This is a genomic window from Thioalkalivibrio sp. ALJT (assembly GCF_000381825.1).
Lineage (GTDB): Bacteria > Pseudomonadota > Gammaproteobacteria > Ectothiorhodospirales > Ectothiorhodospiraceae > Thioalkalivibrio.
In genome coordinates this window covers 37,751-55,397 of record NZ_KB907127.1, presented here as the reverse complement: position 1 = coordinate 55,397, position 17,647 = coordinate 37,751, and the positions used below count along the sequence as shown (strand labels likewise).

The window sequence follows — 17,647 nt, the reverse complement described above, 5'->3', positions numbered from 1 at the left end:
GCCCACATACCTCAGGCGTTCGCGCCCCGTCCGGACGCTGCACGGCTTCCTGCGGCAAACGCCGCAAGAACCGCTAACGCACAACCACATCTTCGGCAAAGCGGAAGCCCGCCTCGGACCCGCAGGCAGGGTCGGGACCGCATCGTAGACCCGACCCGAATGGATCAGATCCTGATACTGCTCCGGGCGCTCTCGGCTTGGCGCGATGTCAGACGTACCGCACCCGTGCCATTCCGGGTCCTACCACAGCCAGGTCTCGGGCTGTTCGATGGCACGATTGTCGCTGTTGGCCAGCAGCCCCTTGATGCAACGCACCAGGACCCAGACGAACAGGAACAAGAAGACCAGGAAGCCGATCAGGATCGGGGATGTAAGCGTCCCGATCACCGCGAACAACAGGCCGATCCAGAAGGTACGGATCTGGTAGGTAAAGTGCGAAGCGCTGACGGCATCGTCCTCGCTACGCTTGATGTACGCAATGACTAGGCCGACGATGGCCGTGATCGCAGTCAGAAAGCTGACCAGGTAAAGCACGTATACCACGGTCACCATGGTGCTTTCCCTGCGTGGACCCGGGCGCGGCTCGCTGACCTCGCTGGGGATGACTTCCGGTCGGGACGGTTCGGACACGTTCTACCTCCATTCGCGCGGATCGCACCGCTGCATTGAAACTACCAGACTACGAAAACACGGATGTACCGACACGCGCGTGACGATCACCCCGATCTGAACACCCCTCAGCCAGGACCACCAAGCACGATCAAGGCGATGCCCGCCAGCGCGAACACAAAACCCGCGATCTGTACCCGCGACATGCGCTCGGCCTGAAAGATACGCGCCATGATGGCGGTCGGCGCCGGTGACAACGCCCCGGCGACGGCAATGATGGACAACAGCCCCATCCGCACCGCGACCACGAAGGCCAGCGTGGCCGCCGCCTGGAACAGGCCGGCCAGCGCCAGCAATACCAGGGTGGAGCGACGCATGCCGGTCGCCGGCCGCAACACCAGCATTACCAGGGCCAGGGTCAGGGCGCCGACCGCGGAGGTCGCCACTACCGGCCAGAGCGGGGAGCCCTCACTGGCCTGCCCCAGGAATACGAACACCAGGCCGAAACAGATCCCGGCGATGACCGCATCCAGCAGCCCCTTCACCGGATGCGTGCCGCGCGCCAGCGCGACCCATCCGCGCACCGGCTGATCCAGACGCCGCGGGCTGGCCTTGCGCGACCCGCCCGAGATCATCCCGATCGCTGCCACGATCGCGGCCACGCCAACAAGAGCCAGCAGGCCCGGACGTTCACCCAGCGCAAGCCCCGCGACCAGCGGCACCAAGGCGGAGATCACGCCGGTGATCGCTGCGACCAGGCCCATGGAGCCCTCGGCCAGGCCGCGGTAATAGGCGAGCAGGCCGAGGGCCAAGCCAAGCCCCGAGGCCCCACCCCAGATCAGGGCCTGCGGGCCCGGCAGACCCGCCAGCGGCAGGGCGATCAGCAGCAGGACGAAGGTGGCCAGGACCTGCGAATAGCAGGCCACCACCAGCGCCGGGATGCGGCGTGAGGCCAGCCCGCCGAGGAAGTCACCGGCACCGAAGCCCAGCGCCGTCAGCAGACCCAGGAAAAAGGCCATGTCAGCGCCCCGCGCGGGTCGCGGGCCGCATCATGCACGCTGCCTATTCAACGACGCTCGCGAGCAGATCCTGCAACGCCTCTTCGCTGCCGGCATGGTCAACCCCCGTGACCACCCCGTTGTCATCCAGGCGCACGACCGTCACCTGTTCGCGCTGATGCGGCAGGAAGGCCGCATCGGCCTCGCGGGTGGTAACCACGATAGAATAATCCCGCGCCTGCATGCGCGGCAGAACCACATTCTGCATCGGCTGCGCCGGCATCTCGTGGATATCGGCAATGTAAATGATGCCCAGCGCGTCGCGCTCCTCGGCGCTCATCGCGCCGAGCACCGCATTGGCCACACCGGCCGGCGCAGCCTCGACCGTCTTCAGGATCACGCGTGCGTTGCCCGGCAGTTCTACCGCGTTGCCATGCTGATCATTCAGCGTGCGCTCGGGGAACGGCTGCCCCTCGGCGAATTCGGGCTCCGGACCGCCCCCGGACATGCAACCGGCGACAAGCCCGGCCGCAAGCAGCATCAGGGCGGGCAGAAAGGATCGGGCAACGAGCGACATGGCGGTTCTCCTGCAGATTCGGGAAATTCGGTGCGCGCGCCCCTGCGCCTGACCGGCCTCCCGGGGACGCGCGCAACAGCGGCGCCGATGGTAACGCATCGAAGGCGTCAGTAGACTGCAGTCCCCTCTATCGCCAACCGCGAACATGCTGCAATCGCTAATCAAACTGCTGCGACCACACCAGTACATCAAGAACGGGTTCGTGTTCCTGGGCGTGGTGTTCGCGCACGAATGGGGCGATGCGGGCACCGTGCTGGCCGCAAGCCTCGCGTTTCTCGCCTTCAGTGCGGTGGCCAGCGCGGTCTATGTACTCAACGATATCGTCGACGTCGAGGCCGACCGCCGCCACCCGACCAAGTGCCAGCGTCCGATCGCCAGTGGCGCGATCGCGGTCCCCACCGCCTGGGTGATCTTCGTGATCGCGGTCGCCGTGGCACTGGCCCTGGCGGCGCTGGTCAGCACCTGGGTGATCGCACTGATCATGATCTACCTTGTACTGAACGTCGCCTACTCCTGGTCGCTCAAGCACATCGTGATCCTCGATGTCTTCAGCATCGCGGCCGGCTTCATGCTGCGCATCCTGGCCGGTACCCTGGGACTCGGCATCGAGCCCTCCCAGTGGCTGCTGCTGTGCGGCCTGATGCTGACCCTGTTCCTCGGGTTCGCCAAGCGCCGTGCGGAGCTGGCCGATGCCCGCGTCGAACGCAGCGACAACGGCGAAGGCGCGCGCCGCGTGCTGGATGACTACAGCGTCAGCCTGCTGGACCAGTTCATCGCCATCAGCGCCGCCTGCACCGTGCTCGCCTACGGCCTGTACACCGTCAGCACCGAGACCATTGCGCTGCACGGCACCGACGGGCTGATATACACCCTCCCGTTCGTCATCTATGGCATCTTCCGGTACCTGTTCCTGCTGCACGTCCGCGGCGGCGGCAACGACACCTCGCGTGACCTGATGACCGACCGCCACCTGCTGGCTACCGTCGCGTTGTGGCTGGTGGTCACCTTCGCCGTGCTCGCATGAATGGCGTATTGCTCTCGGGCTGGCGCCTGCGCGCGGTCATGGCCTCGGTCGTGGTTGCGGTCGCGCTGTATCTGGGCGTCGCCCTGTGGGCCGGTGCCGAAGATGTCTGGCGCGCCCTGCAGATGGTCGGCGTCGGCGGCGTGCTGCTGGCCCTGGCACTGTCACTGGTGAACTACACACTGCGTTTCACCCGCTGGCAGCTGTACCTGCGCACCCTGCAGCACCGCGTGCCGACAATGGCCAGCCTGCACATCTACCTGGCCGGCTTCGCCCTGACCACGACACCGGGCAAGGCCGGCGAGGCCCTGCGCGGAGTCCTGCTCAAGCGTCGCGGACTCCCCTACCCGGACAGCTTCGCCGCATTCGTCTCCGAACGCCTGTCCGACCTGATCGCCGTCGTGCTGCTGTCGATGCTGGGGCTGACTCTGGTCGCCCAGGGCGCGTGGCTGATCGCGGTCGGGGCCGCCTGCATACTGGCGGCACTGGTGGTGCTCTCCTGGCGCCGCCCGCTGGCCTGGCTGCAGGCCATCAGTGACCGCCCGGGGCGGCGCCTGTGGCGCAGCCTGCATCACCTGGCCACGGTCCTGCTGCAGGCGCGGCGCTGCCATCGGCCGGGCCTGCTGGCGGGCGCCACCGCCCTCAGCGTGATCGCCTGGAGCGCCGAGGCCCTGGCCTTCTGGTGGATCCTCAATACCATGGGGTTCGAGGTCGGCTTTACCTTTGCCGCCTTCGTGTTCGCCCTGGCCATGCTGGCCGGCGCGCTCAGCTTCCTGCCGGGCGGACTGGGCGGAACCGAGGCGGTGATGGTCGGGCTGCTGCTCCTGCACGACATACCGGCCGCCGATGCCGTCGCGGCGACCATGCTGATCCGCTTTACCACCCTCTGGTTCGCGGTCATCCTGGGGCTGATCGCCCTGTCCACCAACGCCGAGGCGCGCGGCCGCGAACACCCGGAAAAACGCCATGCGTAGTCTTACCCGAACCCGACAGGCTCCCGGGTGGAGAGGTCGGGCATGACCGCCAGCTGGAACCGCATCCCGCGCGTGGAGCATGCCGCCGAGGTCCCGCTGGCGCGGCGCGGCCGCGCCCTGCCCGAGACACCGCGCCCGCTGCTCGCCCACGGGCTCGGGCGCAGTTATGGCGATGTCTGTCTGAATCCGGGGGCGTCGCTACTGCACACCTCGGGGCTGGATCGCTTCATCGCCTTCGACCCGGCGACCGGCATCCTCCGCGCCGAGGCCGGCCTGTCACTGGACGCGCTGCTGCGCTTCGCGATACCGCGCGGCTGGTTCCCGCCAGTGGTACCCGGCACCCGCTGCGTGACGCTGGGCGGGGCCGTGGCCAACGACGTGCACGGCAAGAACCACCACCAGGCCGGGAGTTTCGGGGATCACGTGCTCGGGCTGACCCTGCGTCGTTCCGACGGCCAGGTCCTGGAGGTCACCCCGGAGGAGCGCCCCGGTTGGTTTGCAGCCACCGTCGGCGGCCTGGGCCTGACCGGCCTGATCGAGACCGTGACCCTGCAACTGGCGCCGGTCCGCAGCGCCTGGATGCACGCCTGGTCGCAACGCTTCACCAGTCTCGACGAATTCTGGGACCTGAACACCCGCTCGGAACGCGATTGGCCGTACACGGTGGCCTGGATCGACTGCCTGAACCCGGGCCGTGACGGCCGTGTGGGGCGCGGTATCTACAGTGCCGCGCGGCATGCCAACCTGGCCCGGCACTCAGCCACCTGGCGCGAACCACGGCGCAGCATCCCGCTGGACCCGCCGCTATCCCTGGTCAACCGTCTGACCCTGCGCGCCTTCAACCACCTCTATTACCGCCAGCCGGTGCATGCGACCCCGCGCGCGATCCATCACCAGCCATGGCTGTTTCCGCTGGACGCGATCCGGCACTGGAACCGGATCTACGGGCATAAAGGCTTCTACCAGTACCAGTGCGTACTGCCGCCGGCAGATGCAAAGGAGGGCGTGCAGACCCTGCTGGATACCATCGCCGCCAGCGGCCAGGGCTCGTTTCTCGCAGTCCTCAAGACCTTCGGCACCCGCCCCGCCCCGGGCATGCTGTCCTTCCCCCGCCCCGGGGCCACGCTTGCGCTGGATTTCCCGGAGAAAGGCCGCGCCACCGAGCGCCTGTTTGCGCGTCTGGATGCGATCGTGCAGGAGTGCGGGGGTGCCCTTTACCCGGCCAAGGACGCGCGCATGCCGGCCCCGATGTTCCGCACGGGGTTTCCCCGCTGGGAGGCATTCGCCGATTATGTAGACCCCGAATTCTCCTCCGGCTTCTGGCGCAGGGTGACCGCATGACCCCGAGAAAAAACCCGCTGCAGCGCATCGTCCTCTTTGGTGCCACCTCCGCGATCGCAAGCGCCGTGGCGCGCGAGCTGGCCACACCGGACACGCAACTGTTCTGCGTGGCCCGCGACGGCACCGCCCTGCAGGCCCTGCTGGATGACCTCCGGGTACGCGCCGACGACACCGACGGTACCCGCATCCAGGGCACGACCGCCGACCTGGCCGACATCGACGCCCACGCGGCCGTATGGCAGCAGGCGCAGCAGGCCCTGGGCGAGGTGGACGCGGTGTTGCTCGCCTGGGGGACCCTGCCGGACCAGGCCGCCTGTGATGCCTCGGTCGAGGCAACGCTGGACGCCATCCACGTGAACGGCACCAGCGCCATCGCCCTGCTCGCCCGTATCGCCCCGGACTTCGAACGTCAGGGCCGCGGGGTCATCGCCGCAATCGGCTCGGTCGCGGGGGACCGCGGACGCCAGAGCAACTACGCCTATGGCACCGCCAAGGGCATGCTCGCGACCTATCTGCAGGGGCTGCGCAACCGCCTCTTCTTCCACGGCGTGGACGTGGTCACCCTCAAGCCCGGCTTCGTGCGCACCCCGATGACCGCAGGCTTCAACCGCGCCGGCGCGCTGTGGGCCGAACCCGAGGCCGTGGCCTCCGGCATCGTGAAGGCCATGCAGCGCGGCCGCGAAGTCGCATACCTGCCCTGGATCTGGCGGATCATCATGACCGTGATCCGCCTGCTCCCCGAATACCTGTTCAAGCGGCTGAAGCTCTGATGGATTATCCCGCCCCGCTGCCTGTTGCGCTGTTCGATTTCGACGGCACCCTGAGCCGTCGCGACAGCCTGTTCCCGTTCCTGCGCTTTGTGCTGGGCACGCCCCTGTTCGCGGCGCGGCTGCCCGCCTGCCTGCCCCCATTGCTGGGCATGGCGGCCGGGCGGCTGTCACGCCAGGCCGCCAAGGAACGGGTCCTGACCCGCATGCTCGGCGGGCGAGCCCTGGCGGACCTGGAGGCGCAGGCGCAGGCCTACGCGGCCGGTCCGCTGGACCGCCTGCTGCGGCCAGCCGGTATGCAGCGGCTGCAATGGCACCAGGCGCGCGGCGACACCTGCGTACTGGTCTCCGCCTCGCCGGAGCTGTACCTGCGGCCCTGGGCACGCCGCCACGGCATCGACCACGTGATCGGCTCGCGGCTGGCGGTCGACGCCGTGGGCCGCATAACCGGGCAGCTCGAGGGCGCGAACTGCCAGGGTGCGGCCAAGCCGCCGGCCATCACGGCCTGGCGCGCGCAGCTGGGCCCGCAGGTCCGCGTGGAATACGTTGCAGCCTACGGCGACACGGCCGGCGACCGCCACATGCTGGCGCTGGCACGCGAGGGCTACCTGTGGCGCGCCGGCGCCTTCCAGCGGGTGTTTGCCGCAAAGGAGCCGGATGCATGAATACCCATCCGGCATCAGAAAGGGCCACATCACAGAACACCGAATGGCAAAACGCCCCCTGGCTGGCGCGCCATTACGGCGCGGTGCTGCTGGCCGTTGTCCTGATCAAGCTGGCAATCGCCTGGACGCTCCCGATCACCGGCGACGAGGCCTATTTCCTGATCTGGGGCCAGCACCCGGATCTGGGCTACTACGACCACCCGCCGATGGTCGGCTGGTGGCTGAGCCTGATCCTGCCGCTGTCCGAACACCCGCTGGCGATCCGTGCCCCGGGCATCCTGGTGTCGCTGGCACCGTCCCTGGCGATCCTGCTGCTGTGGCGGCGCGAAGACCCGGTGCGGGCACGGCTGGCATCACTGATCGCCCTGTTCGTGCCGCTGTTCTTCATCGCGGTTCTGACCGCCACCGACACCCCGCTGATCCTGTTCAGCCTGCTCGCCACCGGATTGCTCTGGCAGGCCCTGCGCAGCGGGGCTGCACACTGGTTCCTGCTGGCCGGTCTGGCCCTGGGGCTGGCGTTCCTGTCCAAGTACTTTGCCGTGCTGCTGGGGATCGCGTTCGGGCTGCATATCCTGCTGTTCGCGCGCCAGCACTGGCGCGGGTTGCTCCTGGTCATCCTCGGCGTACTGCCGGCCGTGGCCGTCAACCTGTACTGGAACTGGGGCCACTGCTGGTACAACGTGATGTTCAACATCGTGAACCGGCATGGCGACGGCGGCTTCGACCCCGGCAACTGGCTGACCTACGCGCTGCTGCTGATCTACCTGTTCACGCCCTGGCTGCTGTGGTTCTACGCCCGCCAGTGGCGCGCGCTGGGTGCGGGCATCCGGCGTTACCGCTTCGCGGTGTTCCTCTCCGCCGGCCTGATCCCGCTGCTGGTGTTCGCCCTGCTGGCCCCGTTCAAGAGCATCGGGCTGCACTGGCTGGCCGCCTTCGCCCCGTTCCTGCTGCTGCCGGCGCTGTTCCTGAGCGTGCGCGCGCTGGCCATCAGCGCCTGGCTCTCCGGCGGGCTGGCGCTCGTGCACGCCGCCATCCTGCTGACCATCGCGCTGATGCCGGTGGAGTGGCTGGAGCGCCACGACCGCTACCCGGACGCCGTGTTCTACCTGACTCCCCAGGCACTGGCCGAGGTGGTGAACGCGTACGACCCCGACTGGCCGGTATTCACCCGCAGTTATTCGCGCTCGGCGGTACTCGCCTACTACGCCGGGCGCGAGGTCGGCGTGTTCGGCCCCGGCTCGCACTACGGCCGCCAGGACGACCTGCTGACCGACTTTCGCGCGCTGGACGGGGCCAACCTGCTGTACGTCCCGGTCCGCGGCGAACTCGATCCGGGCCATGTCGAACCCTTCTTCGAGGAGGTCCGCGTGCGCACCGTGGAGGTGCGCGGGGTCGAGTGGTCGCTCGCGGAGGGTCACGGCTTCGACTACGCCGCCTATCACGAGCAGGTGCTGCAGCCCGTTCTTGCACGCTATTACGACTTCCCGAACTGGCTCCCGAAGGGCCGCTGCGACTTTACAAATCGCTACGAAAACAGTTTATAAATCGATATTATTAAGAGTTTTTATATCTTAAGACCACCCGAAACGGCCAGGTTCGCAGCGACCATCGCCCCCCATTCCGTCCAGGAAGACACTGATCCATGTTCCCCTGGATGTGGCCTGCGCCCGAGGCGCCGGGCTGCACCGGGACCGGCACGGGGAACACGGCCGTCGCCTCGCAGTCTTCAGGAACGTCCTGGCCATGTTGACCCACGACTGCCGCCATTGCCCGGGCTCGGCGGTTGCACAAACGCAACGGAGTACATTGCATGACGACTCGCACGATCCCCACCCGCCTGCATACGGGCCTGTTGACGGGCCTGCTTCTGGCATGGCCGACACTCGCCGCGGCACAACAGGAACCGGAGACCAGCAGCTACCAGGACTGGCAGGTTACCTGCTTCGAGACCGGCGCCGGCGAACGCTGCCAGATGCGGCAGATGCTGCAGACTCAGGACGAACAGGCCGACGAGCTGTCCCTGCAGGCCACCGTATCCCTTGATGGCGACCAGCCGGTCATCGAGATGCTGCTACCGCTGGGTGTGGACCTGCGTCCCGGCATCCGCATGCAGGTCGACCGCAGTGGCGAGGAGATGGATGCCCCCTACGTAACCTGCGTCCAGCAGGGCTGCGTAGCCGGACGCGAACTGAGCGAGGCCCAGATGGGCGCGATGCGCGCCGGGCGCACGTTGTCCGTGGCTTTTCGTGCCCTGCACCAGGAGCAACCATTCGTGTTCGATATCTCACTCATGGGCTTTACCGCCGCCAGCGAGCGCCTCCGGTAAGCGCCTCCGGACATCCAGAACCACAAAACTGGCGTCTCCATGACCGCACCCTCGCCCCGAACACCCGCGGATCCGGCACGGCTTCGGCGCAGGCGTCCCCCCTGGCGGCGGGCCGCAGGCGTAGCCGTCACGGCGTGGGTACTGTGGTGGATCATGGCCGGCGTTGATGCCCTGTTCGAGCCCCTCGCACTACTGGCCGTTCTGCTGGCGGCGGGGGCCAGCCTGCTACTGCCAGCCGGCCGGCCGCTCCCCCTGCGACCGGCTGCGATCCCGGGCCTGCTGGCCCACTTCCTGGTCCGTTCGTTTGTCGGCGGGCTGGACGTCTCTCGCCGCGCACTGGATCCGCAGCTGCCACTGCAACCGGGCTTTATCGACTACCGCAGCGAGCTGCCGCACGGGCCACCGCTGACCTTGTTCATGGCGACGATCAGCCTGCTGCCCGGCACCCTGAGCGTGCGTCTGGAGGGACCCCTGCTCACGGTGCACGTGCTGGATCTGGGGGCTGCACCGGGGGACGACCTCCAGCAACTGGAGCGGCGCATCCGCGCGGCTTTTGCGCTGCCGCGCGATGACCGGCCGCAGGCACGCCGATGACGCTGTTCTATCTCGGCGCCGCCCTGTTCCTTCTGGGGACCATCCTCCTCGGCCTGATCCGCGTGCTGCGCGGGCCGGGCTCCGGCGACCGCATGCTGGCCGCACTGCTGTTCGGCACCTCCGGGGTCGCCATCCTGCTGTTGTTGTCGATGGTGCTGGAGACCCCGGCACTGGTCGACGTGGCCCTGGTATTCGCCCTGCTCGCGGTGGTCGCCGCAGTTGCGTTCGTGCGCCAGCACGGGCTGCCGGAGCCGCAGGATACGCCGACCCGGCGCGGCCACCACCCACCGCCGGAGGAGCCGTCCGATGATCGCTAACACCCTGACCGTACTGTTGATCCTGACCGGTCTCGGCTTCTTTGCCGCCGGCACCGCCGGCCTGCTGCGCTTTCCCGATGTGTATTCGCGCCTGCACGCCCTGACCAAGGCGGACAACGTCGGCCTCGGCCTGGTGATCCTCGGTCTGATGTTCCAGGCGGGCGGTCTCGCCGATGTCCTCAAGCTGCTGCTGATCTGGGCCCTGGTCCTGGCTGCCGGCACCACGGCCGCACACATGGTGGCGCAACGCACCTGGACCCACGGGGATTTCGAGTCCGACCGATGAACCTGCTGCTTGTCGTCTTTGACCTGGCGCTGCTGGCCGGCCTGATCGGGGTCGCCTGGCGCTGCCTGGCAAGCACGGACCTGTTTCGCGCGGTGGTGCTGTTCATCACCTTCGGGCTGCTGCTTGCGCTGGCCTGGGTGCGGCTGGAGGCGCCGGACATCGCGCTGGCCGAGGCGGCCATCGGGGCCGGCATCACGGGTGCCCTGCTGCTAGTGACGCTGGAGCGCCTGCGCGTCATCATCGCCGGGCGCCGCAGCGACCGGCCGGACACTGTCCCGCCCGACCCCTCCGGGCCCGGCGCCGCGCTGCAGGCCCTGCATGACCCGCCGCCGGAACCCCGCACGCGGCTCCCGGCACTGACCTTTGCGCTGGTCGTCGGTAGTCTGCTGGTGACCACGCTTTGGCACCAGCCCGATGCCGCGGGCCTGGAGCCGGTGGTGGACGCGCACATGGATGCCTCCGGCGTGGACCACCCAATTACCGCGGTACTGCTGAACTTTCGCGCCTACGACACCTTCCTGGAGCTGGCGATTGTGCTGGTGGCCCTGCTCGGGGCCTGGTCACTCGGGCGCCACGACCGGATCCCGGCACGCCCGGCGCCCGGGCCGATCCTCCCCGGCACCCTGCGCCTGCTGGTGCCGGTGGCGGTCGTGACCGGGGTGTATGTGCTCTGGGCCGGCAGCCACCAGCCGGGTGGCGCCTTCCAGGCCGGAGCCATCCTCGGGGCCGCGGGCATCCTGCTGGTGTTGTCGCGCCCGCGCCGGATGCCGCCGCCTCCTGGCACCCTGCTGCGCCTCGGGCTCGGCGCCGGGGTCGGGCTGTTTCTCGCGTCGGGCGTGTACGGGTTGCTCGCCGGCCATGGCTTTCTCGGCTACCCGCCCGGCTGGGACTACCCGTTGATCATCCTGATCGAAGTCGCCGCCACCCTGTCGATCGCCCTCACGCTCGTTGCCCTGTTCATTGCCGGCCGACCGGAGGGGGATGATCGCCCATGAGCGGACTGGTCGAGACCCTGGCACCGGGCCTGTTGTATCCCACCGGCGGTGCGATCCTGTTCGCGCTCGGCCTGTACGGGCTGATCCGGCGCCATCACCTGGTGTTGCGCATCCTCGCCCTGAACATCATGGGCTCCGGGGTGTTCATGGTGCTGCTCGGGATCGCCGCCCGCGGTGAGGGACCGCCGGACCCGGTCGCCCAGGCCCTCACGCTGACCGGCATCGTGGTCGCGGTGAGTGCCACGGCCTTCGCCCTGGCCCTGGTCGTGCGCCTGGCGCGCCTGACCGGCAACGCGATCATCCTGCCCGGGCCTCCCGATGACGACGCCCCTGTGGACGATATCTCGCGTCTGGAGCATCACGCCCATACCGAAGCCCCGGAACACATCGAACCGACCGCCAGGTCCGGAGAACGCCGATGACGCTGCCGGGGGAGGCATGGCTGACCAGCGGTGTAGCCGGGCTGATCGCACTGTCCCTGCTGCTGGCCGTACTGGCCACCGTCTGGCCGCGTCAGGCGCATCGTATCGGTATCGCCGGCGCGCTGGCCGTCAATGCCTGGGTACTGGTACTCGGGGCCGTCTTCCTGAACGCCGGGCCCGAGCCCATGGCTGCCGCCACCCGCGTCGCCCTGGGCAGCTGGGAGGCACCGCTGGGGCTGATGCTGCATCTGGACGGGCTGGCGATGACGCTGCTGGCTCTGACCGCGGTGGTGGCCCTGGCCACCAGCCTGTACAGCCTCGGCTACGTGCATGACCGCATCGAACGCCGCCAGTTCTGGCCGCTGTGGCTGTGGCTGTGGGCCGGGCTGAACATGCTGTTCGTCTCCGGTGATGCCTTCAATCTCTACATCACGCTGGAGGTGGTCTCGCTGACCGCGGTGGCTCTGGTCGCCTTTACCGGCACCGCTGCCGCGGTATCCGGCGCAATGCGCTACCTGCTGGTCAACCTGCTCGGATCGCTGAGCTTCCTGATGGGCGTGGTGCTGCTGTTCGGCGAACACGGGGTGCTGGACCTGGTGCTGCTGGAGGCGCGTGCGCAGGTCGGCCCCACCGAGCGCATGGCAGCGGTGCTGATGACCGCCGGGCTGATGCTGAAGGCGGCCCTGTTTCCGGTACACGTGTGGCTGGCGCCGGCGCACGGCTCCGCCCCGGCCCCGGTCAGTGCAGTGCTCTCGGGTCTGGTGGTCACCGGCTCCTTTTATCTGATCCTGCGCCTGTGGATGGGGGTATTCGCGCCCCTGGCCACCCCGGCCTTTGGCGTCCTGATCGGACTGCTGGGAGTGGCCGCGCTGGTCTGGGGTTCGGCCCAGGCGCTGCGGGCCGGGCGGCTGAAGTCCATCGTCGCCTATTCTACCGTCGCCCAGTTCGGGTATCTCCTGATCGCCTTCCCGCTGATGCTGGTCGAGCCCACGGCCTGGCGCGTGGTGGTGTTCTTTGCCGTGGTCCATGCCCTGGCCAAGGCGGCCGTGTTCCTGGCTGCGGGCACGCTGCAGCACGCGGCCGGGCATGACCGTCTGGTGGATCTGGGCGACATCCTCCGCGGTCGGCTGCGCACGGTGTTCGCCCTGGGTCTGGCGGGTGTCAGCCTGATGGGGTTGCCGTTCACGGGCGGCTTTGTGGCCAAGTACCTGCTGCTGGAGGCCGGCCTGGGTACGGTGCTCGCGGGCAGCGCGATCGGTGTGCTCTGGGTGATCGCGATTGCCGGGGGCGGCCTGCTGGCGGCGGCCTACGTACTGCGCATGGTCGCCCCGGCCTTCCATCAGGGCCGGATTCGCCGGGGCGAGGCGGTGTCCGCCTGGATGGACTGGGTTCCGCTGGGCCTGGCCCTGGTGGCCGCGGCCGCCGGGCTGAGCGGCACGCTGGTCCTGTACACCCTCAGCCTGACCCCGGGGGCCCCATGAACGACGCCGGCGGCCTGCTGCTCACGATCCTGCTCAGCTCCCTGCTGCCGGGGATCGCGATCTTCTTCCTGGCGGAACACCGCCGGCGCCTGCGCATCGGCCTGAACCTGACCGGCGCGGTCACCAAGCTGGTACTGGTCGGCGTGCTGTTGCTGGGGGTGCTGCGGGGCGACGAATACCGGTTCAGTCTGCCGCTGATGCCGGGCATCGATCTGGTGCTGGCCGCGGACTCGCTGTCGTTGCTGTTTGCCACCCTCTCCGCGGTGCTGTGGCTGGTCACGACGGTGTACGCAATCGGCTACCTGGAACACTCCCCGCGGCGCAGCCGCTTCTTCGGCTTCTTCTCGCTGTGCGTCAGCGCAACGGTGGGGATTGCCCTGTCCGGCAACCTGATCACCTTCCTGATCTTCTACGAGATTCTGACCCTGGCGACCTGGCCCCTGGTGGTCCACCGCGGCACGCCGGCGGCGCTGCGGGCCGGACGCCTCTATCTCGGCTATACCCTGACCAGCGGGCTGGTGCTGTTCACGGCCATCGTCTGGCTCACGCTGCTGGCAGGGGCCGAGGGCTTTACCCCGGGCGGCTACCTTGAAAGCCTCGCGGAGACCCACGCGGTCACGCTGCAAGTCCTGTTCGTGCTGCTGATGGTCGGCTTCGGGGTCAAGGCCGCGCTGGTGCCGCTGCACTCCTGGCTGCCCATCGCCATGGTCGCGCCGGCTCCAGTCAGCGCGCTGCTGCACGCGGTGGCGGTGGTCAAGGCCGGGGCCTTCGGCATCGTGCGGGTCGTCAACGATGTCTACGGGGCAGAACTGGCGCTGGAGCTGGGCCTGACGACCGGCCTGCTGGTGGTCGCGGCCATCACCATCCTGTACGGATCCATCCAGGCCCTCCGCGCCCAGGACCTGAAACAACGCCTGGCGTTCTCGACCGTCAGCCAGGTCGCCTACATCGTGCTCGGGGTTGCCCTGGCCGGACCACTGGGCGTGATCGGGGGGCTGGTGCATCTGGTGCACCAGGGCCTGACCAAGATCACGCTGTTCTTCTGCGCCGGCAACTTTGCCGAGACCCTGGGCATCCACAAGGTGCGCGAGATGGACGGTGTCGGCCGGCGCATGCCCTGGACCATGCTAGCCTTCACCATGGGGGCACTCGGCATGATCGGACTGCCCCCGCTGGCCGGATTCGTCACCAAATGGCACCTGGGCCTGGGCGCCTTGCAGGTGGATGCCCTCTGGGTCCTCTGGGTCCTGGTGCTCTCCGGCCTGTTGAATGCCGCCTACTTCCTGCCGCCGATCATCCGGGGCTGGCTGGGCGAGCGCCGCGAACCCTGGCCCGAGCCAATGCGGGAGCAGATCGGTCCCACTCGCTTCGAGACGCACTGGATGCTGCTGGTCCCCACGCTGCTGGTCGCCGCCCTCAGCATCCTGACCGGGCTGCTGGCGGCCGTGGGTCTGAGCCCGCTGGGCTGGGTCGCGGTCATCGTACAGCGCGACTACATCATCCCGGGGCTGGATACATGAACGCCTGGTTGCTGGGCGTACCCCTGCTGCCACTGCTGCTGGCGCTGCTTGTCGGGTGGCGGCCGCTGCAAATCGGCCTGCAGCGACTGGTGCCCTGGGCGGCCCTGCCCGCGCTGCTGACCGCCATCCTGGTGCCAGTCGGCACCGAGGCCCGGTTCGACTGGCTGCTGCTTGGCACCACCCTGGGCCTGGACCCGATACGTCAGGCCTTTCTCGCCCTGACCGCCGGCCTGTGGCTGGCCGCCGGCCTGTTCGCGCGGGACAACCGGCGCGGCGACCCGCTGCGCCACCGCTTCCATGTGTTCTGGCTGTTGGCGCTGGCCGGCAACCTGGGCCTGATCCTGGCGCAGGATGCGCTCGCCTTTTACCTGTTCTTCTCGCTGATGAGCCTTGCCGCCTACGGCCTGGTCGTGCACCCGAACACCCGGGAGGCCTGGCGCGCCGGACGCTTTTATCTGGTGCTCGCAATCCTGGGCGAGGTGCTGCTGTTCGCGGGTCTGGCCATGGCCGTGCGCGAGGCGGGCGCCATGGAGCTGTCGGCTCTGGCAGCAGCACGCCCCGACGGTCTCGCGTTGCTGTTGCTGCTGGTCGCACTGGGCATCAAGGCCGGGATGCTGCCGCTGCATTTCTGGTTGCCACTGGCGCATCCGGCGGCCCCGGTCCCGGCCAGCGCGGTGCTCTCCGGCGCGATGATCAAGGCCGGCCTGTTCGGCTGGCTGCAACTGTTCCCGATCGACGCCGCCGGCCACGCGGTGCTGGGCGAGGGTCTGATACTTCTGGGGCTCGCCGCCGCCTTCCTGGGCGCCCTGGCCGGGGTACTGCAACAGCGGCCGAAAACCATCCTCGCCTATTCCAGCATCTCGCAGATGGGGCTGATGACCACGGGCGTCGGCCTGGCCCTGCTGCTGCCCGAGGCGCGCGAGTGGCTGGTGGCGGCGGTGGTGCTGTATGCGGTGCACCACGGCCTGGCCAAAGGGGCACTCTTCCTGGGCGCCGGCATGGACAGGCAGCGCCCTACAACGCCCACCGGGCGCGTGCTCTTCGCCCTGTTCGCGCTGTTGCCGGCACTGGCCCTGGCGGGATTACCGTTTACCAGCGGGGCACTGGCGAAGAACGCCCTGAAGGACCCGCTGGAGGCCCTCGCGACCACCGCAGGATGGCTGGCTCATGTGGAGGCCGCGCTGACCCTGGCCGCCATCGGGACCACCCTGCTGATGCTGCGTTACCTGTGGTGCTGGCGCGCCGGGCTGGCAACCCGCGAGGGACCGCCGGCCTGGCGCAGCTGGTCGGCCTGGGGCGGGCTCGCCTCGATATCCGTGCTGCTGCCCGTGGCGGCACTGCTCGCGGCGGCCGGCGGCGCGCCGACGACCGCGGGCGATCTGTTCGGCTGGAGCCTGCTGTGGCCGATACTGGCCGGACTGGGGATCGGACTGGCAGTTGCCCGTCTGCAGCGGCAACGGACGACACCCCGGCTGCCGGAGGGCGATCTGGCCGTGGTACTGGAGGCGCTGACGCGGTCCCTGCGGCTGCTGGCCACCGCCAGCCTGCGCCTGCCGCCGAGTCGGCACCCCGCGCGGCTCCGTCTCGCCCGCTGCTGGCTGCGCCGCAAGCTGGGATCCGCAGAGCGGGTCCTGACGCGCTGGGAGACCATCGGGCTGCTGTTCACCGCCGCCATGCTGGGGATCTACCTGACACTGCTGGCCGGTCAAGGCCGGTGACGACCCGTGCAGGCCAGCACCGGCGGTTCGCAGATCTTGCCGCAGCCAGCGCAAACGTCAGCTTAGTTGCGGTCGAGGAAGCCGGCACTGAAGTCGACCACGTCATCGGCGAAGAAATCACGGAAGAAGTGATCGGCGCCGTCCACCGTCTTCACCGTGATGGCGCCGGAGTCCGGCACGGCCTCCATGCGCTCGGGCAGATCCGGCACCACGTCATCCTCGGAGCCGATCACCACCAGCGTCGGGACCCGGACCCCGTCAATCACGCTGGGCGTGTTGTGCCGTGAGGTTGGCTCGTAATAGCCGAGAAAGGCCGCGGGCGTCACATCCAGTTCCCCGCAGTGCAGAAAACGCACGCCCTCCAGCAGCGTGTCATCCTGGCCCATGCGCTGGAGCTCGTGGGCGCGGTCCAGCAGCACCTGGAGCGGCGTCCCGCTCTGGTCCTCGTAGGCCGCGCGGGCCGCACCCTCGTCATAGGTGGACGGGGCCACCAGCACCAGCGCGCGGATGGCGTCGGGATCGCGTTCGGTCAGGTAGCGTGCCATCTGATTGCCACCGCGCGAGTGTCCCATCAGGGTGAGCGGACCGTAGCCCTCGTCACGCAGCCAGCCCTGCCAGGCCTCCAGTTCGTCCAGGTGCCCCTCGACACCGTGGCGCACCGCGACATCGCATTCGAACATGCCCTCACGGGCATCGATGCCGTAGCTGAGGTTCACCGACAGGGTGTTGTACCCGCGCGCGGCGAGCTGGTCCTGCATGGCGCCCATGATCTCCATGCGGCCATGGGCCAGCGTGCCGTGCAGGAGCATCACCACGCCGTCCTCCGGCGCCGCCCCTGCACCCTCCTGGAAGTGACCGACCATATCCAGGCCGTTGTGCTCCAGCGTCACCTTGTCGGCCGCCAGCACCGACCCGACCGCCATGGCCAGGGCCGTCCCTGCCGCCATCATCCACGAAAAACGCATGCTGCCTCTCCTGTTCGGGTGAAGTAGAGAGAGGACCCAAAACCCGCCGTACGAATTCCCTCGCTGCAGGT

At 68.7% G+C, this 17,647-nt stretch carries 19 protein-coding genes; 15 read left to right on the top strand and 4 right to left on the bottom strand.

All coding sequences use genetic code 11. The annotated features are described in order from the left end of the window. Positions 1-240: 240 nt before the first annotated feature. The 3 genes from G332_RS0108945 to G332_RS0108935 form a co-directional block, all read right to left on the bottom strand. The gene (locus G332_RS0108945; protein WP_026340739.1) at positions 241-630 is read right to left on the bottom strand and encodes a membrane protein; all 390 of its coding nucleotides are present in this window, start codon (positions 628-630) and stop codon (positions 241-243) included. Between the two features lie 107 nt (positions 631-737). After that, positions 738-1,628, bottom strand: coding sequence for a DMT family transporter (locus G332_RS0108940; RefSeq protein WP_019626655.1), 891 nt, complete (start codon positions 1,626-1,628; stop codon positions 738-740). Positions 1,629-1,671: 43 nt separating this feature from the next. Then, a complete protein-coding gene (locus G332_RS0108935) occupies positions 1,672-2,184 on the bottom strand; it encodes a hypothetical protein (protein WP_019626654.1) in 513 nt (170 codons plus the stop codon). 115 nt (positions 2,185-2,299) lie between these two features. Here G332_RS0108935 and G332_RS0108930 point away from each other — a divergent pair, with 115 nt between their 5' ends. From G332_RS0108930 to G332_RS0108860, 15 genes are all read left to right on the top strand, one after another. Next, on the top strand, positions 2,300-3,208 hold the full coding sequence (locus tag G332_RS0108930; RefSeq protein ID WP_255414588.1) for a decaprenyl-phosphate phosphoribosyltransferase: 909 nt from the start codon (positions 2,300-2,302) through the stop codon (positions 3,206-3,208). Then, positions 3,205-4,179 carry a lysylphosphatidylglycerol synthase transmembrane domain-containing protein gene (locus tag G332_RS0108925; RefSeq protein WP_026340738.1) on the top strand — a complete coding sequence of 325 codons (975 nt, stop codon included), beginning with the start codon at positions 3,205-3,207 and terminating at the stop codon, positions 4,177-4,179. The genes G332_RS0108930 and G332_RS0108925 overlap by 4 nt, the downstream gene beginning before the upstream one ends. Before the next feature lie 42 nt (positions 4,180-4,221). Next, on the top strand, positions 4,222-5,520 hold the full coding sequence (locus tag G332_RS0108920) for an FAD-binding oxidoreductase (protein ID WP_019626651.1): 1,299 nt from the start codon (positions 4,222-4,224) through the stop codon (positions 5,518-5,520). Next, positions 5,517-6,290, top strand: coding sequence for an SDR family oxidoreductase (locus G332_RS0108915; protein WP_019626650.1), 774 nt, complete (start codon positions 5,517-5,519; stop codon positions 6,288-6,290). The genes G332_RS0108920 and G332_RS0108915 overlap by 4 nt, the downstream gene beginning before the upstream one ends. Next, positions 6,290-6,952, top strand: coding sequence for an HAD family hydrolase (locus G332_RS0108910; RefSeq protein ID WP_019626649.1), 663 nt, complete (start codon positions 6,290-6,292; stop codon positions 6,950-6,952). Before G332_RS0108915 ends, G332_RS0108910 begins: the two co-directional genes overlap by 1 nt. Beyond that, on the top strand, positions 6,949-8,496 hold the full coding sequence (locus tag G332_RS0108905) for a glycosyltransferase family 39 protein (RefSeq protein WP_019626648.1): 1,548 nt from the start codon (positions 6,949-6,951) through the stop codon (positions 8,494-8,496). Before G332_RS0108910 ends, G332_RS0108905 begins: the two co-directional genes overlap by 4 nt. Positions 8,497-8,762: 266 nt before the next feature. Next, positions 8,763-9,278, top strand: a complete 516-nt coding sequence (locus tag G332_RS0108900; RefSeq protein ID WP_019626647.1) for an invasion-associated locus B family protein — start codon at positions 8,763-8,765, stop codon at positions 9,276-9,278. Between the two features lie 39 nt (positions 9,279-9,317). Next, on the top strand, positions 9,318-9,872 hold the full coding sequence (locus tag G332_RS0108895; RefSeq protein WP_081619791.1) for a Na+/H+ antiporter subunit E: 555 nt from the start codon (positions 9,318-9,320) through the stop codon (positions 9,870-9,872). Continuing rightward, positions 9,869-10,189, top strand: a complete 321-nt coding sequence (locus G332_RS0108890) for a monovalent cation/H+ antiporter complex subunit F (protein WP_019626645.1) — start codon at positions 9,869-9,871, stop codon at positions 10,187-10,189. Before G332_RS0108895 ends, G332_RS0108890 begins: the two co-directional genes overlap by 4 nt. After that, a complete protein-coding gene (locus tag G332_RS0108885) occupies positions 10,179-10,475 on the top strand; it encodes a monovalent cation/H(+) antiporter subunit G (RefSeq protein WP_019626644.1) in 297 nt (98 codons plus the stop codon). The genes G332_RS0108890 and G332_RS0108885 overlap by 11 nt, the downstream gene beginning before the upstream one ends. Then, positions 10,472-11,470 (top strand): hydrogenase subunit MbhD domain-containing protein, encoded by a 999-nt coding sequence (locus G332_RS0108880; protein ID WP_019626643.1) that lies wholly within the window; start codon positions 10,472-10,474, stop codon positions 11,468-11,470. Before G332_RS0108885 ends, G332_RS0108880 begins: the two co-directional genes overlap by 4 nt. Further along, a complete protein-coding gene (locus G332_RS0108875) occupies positions 11,467-11,892 on the top strand; it encodes a cation:proton antiporter subunit C (RefSeq protein ID WP_019626642.1) in 426 nt (141 codons plus the stop codon). The genes G332_RS0108880 and G332_RS0108875 overlap by 4 nt, the downstream gene beginning before the upstream one ends. Then, complete coding sequence (locus G332_RS0108870; RefSeq protein WP_019626641.1) at positions 11,889-13,373, top strand: complex I subunit 5 family protein; 1,485 nt, start codon at positions 11,889-11,891, stop codon at positions 13,371-13,373. Before G332_RS0108875 ends, G332_RS0108870 begins: the two co-directional genes overlap by 4 nt. Further along, positions 13,370-14,893 (top strand): complex I subunit 5 family protein, encoded by a 1,524-nt coding sequence (locus G332_RS0108865; protein WP_019626640.1) that lies wholly within the window; start codon positions 13,370-13,372, stop codon positions 14,891-14,893. The genes G332_RS0108870 and G332_RS0108865 overlap by 4 nt, the downstream gene beginning before the upstream one ends. After that, complete coding sequence (locus tag G332_RS0108860; RefSeq protein WP_019626639.1) at positions 14,890-16,611, top strand: complex I subunit 5 family protein; 1,722 nt, start codon at positions 14,890-14,892, stop codon at positions 16,609-16,611. Before G332_RS0108865 ends, G332_RS0108860 begins: the two co-directional genes overlap by 4 nt. Positions 16,612-16,673: 62 nt before the next feature. On the opposite strand, the gene G332_RS0108855 is transcribed toward G332_RS0108860, so the two are convergent. Next, positions 16,674-17,576, bottom strand: a complete 903-nt coding sequence (locus G332_RS0108855; protein WP_019626638.1) for an alpha/beta hydrolase — start codon at positions 17,574-17,576, stop codon at positions 16,674-16,676. Between the last annotated feature and the right edge of the window lie 71 nt (positions 17,577-17,647).

Bases quoted from the DNA above. Each gene is read 5' to 3' on its own strand.
- G332_RS0108855 (WP_019626638.1), bottom strand. From the start codon at position 17,576: ATGCGTTTTTCGTGGATGATGGCGGCAGGGACGGCCCTGGCCATGGCG.
- G332_RS0108915 (WP_019626650.1), top strand. From the start codon at position 5,517: ATGACCCCGAGAAAAAACCCGCTGCAGCGCATCGTCCTCTTTGGTGCC.
- G332_RS0108880 (WP_019626643.1), top strand. From the start codon at position 10,472: ATGAACCTGCTGCTTGTCGTCTTTGACCTGGCGCTGCTGGCCGGCCTG.
- G332_RS0108935 (WP_019626654.1), bottom strand. From the start codon at position 2,184: ATGTCGCTCGTTGCCCGATCCTTTCTGCCCGCCCTGATGCTGCTTGCG.
- G332_RS0108890 (WP_019626645.1), top strand. From the start codon at position 9,869: ATGACGCTGTTCTATCTCGGCGCCGCCCTGTTCCTTCTGGGGACCATC.
- G332_RS0108875 (WP_019626642.1), top strand. From the start codon at position 11,467: ATGAGCGGACTGGTCGAGACCCTGGCACCGGGCCTGTTGTATCCCACC.
- G332_RS0108895 (WP_081619791.1), top strand. From the start codon at position 9,318: ATGACCGCACCCTCGCCCCGAACACCCGCGGATCCGGCACGGCTTCGG.
- G332_RS0108925 (WP_026340738.1), top strand. From the start codon at position 3,205: ATGAATGGCGTATTGCTCTCGGGCTGGCGCCTGCGCGCGGTCATGGCC.
- G332_RS0108940 (WP_019626655.1), bottom strand. From the start codon at position 1,628: ATGGCCTTTTTCCTGGGTCTGCTGACGGCGCTGGGCTTCGGTGCCGGT.
- G332_RS0108910 (WP_019626649.1), top strand. From the start codon at position 6,290: ATGGATTATCCCGCCCCGCTGCCTGTTGCGCTGTTCGATTTCGACGGC.
- G332_RS0108900 (WP_019626647.1), top strand. From the start codon at position 8,763: ATGACGACTCGCACGATCCCCACCCGCCTGCATACGGGCCTGTTGACG.
- G332_RS0108860 (WP_019626639.1), top strand. From the start codon at position 14,890: ATGAACGCCTGGTTGCTGGGCGTACCCCTGCTGCCACTGCTGCTGGCG.
- G332_RS0108920 (WP_019626651.1), top strand. From the start codon at position 4,222: ATGACCGCCAGCTGGAACCGCATCCCGCGCGTGGAGCATGCCGCCGAG.
- G332_RS0108905 (WP_019626648.1), top strand. From the start codon at position 6,949: ATGAATACCCATCCGGCATCAGAAAGGGCCACATCACAGAACACCGAA.
- G332_RS0108870 (WP_019626641.1), top strand. From the start codon at position 11,889: ATGACGCTGCCGGGGGAGGCATGGCTGACCAGCGGTGTAGCCGGGCTG.
- G332_RS0108865 (WP_019626640.1), top strand. From the start codon at position 13,370: ATGAACGACGCCGGCGGCCTGCTGCTCACGATCCTGCTCAGCTCCCTG.
- G332_RS0108885 (WP_019626644.1), top strand. From the start codon at position 10,179: ATGATCGCTAACACCCTGACCGTACTGTTGATCCTGACCGGTCTCGGC.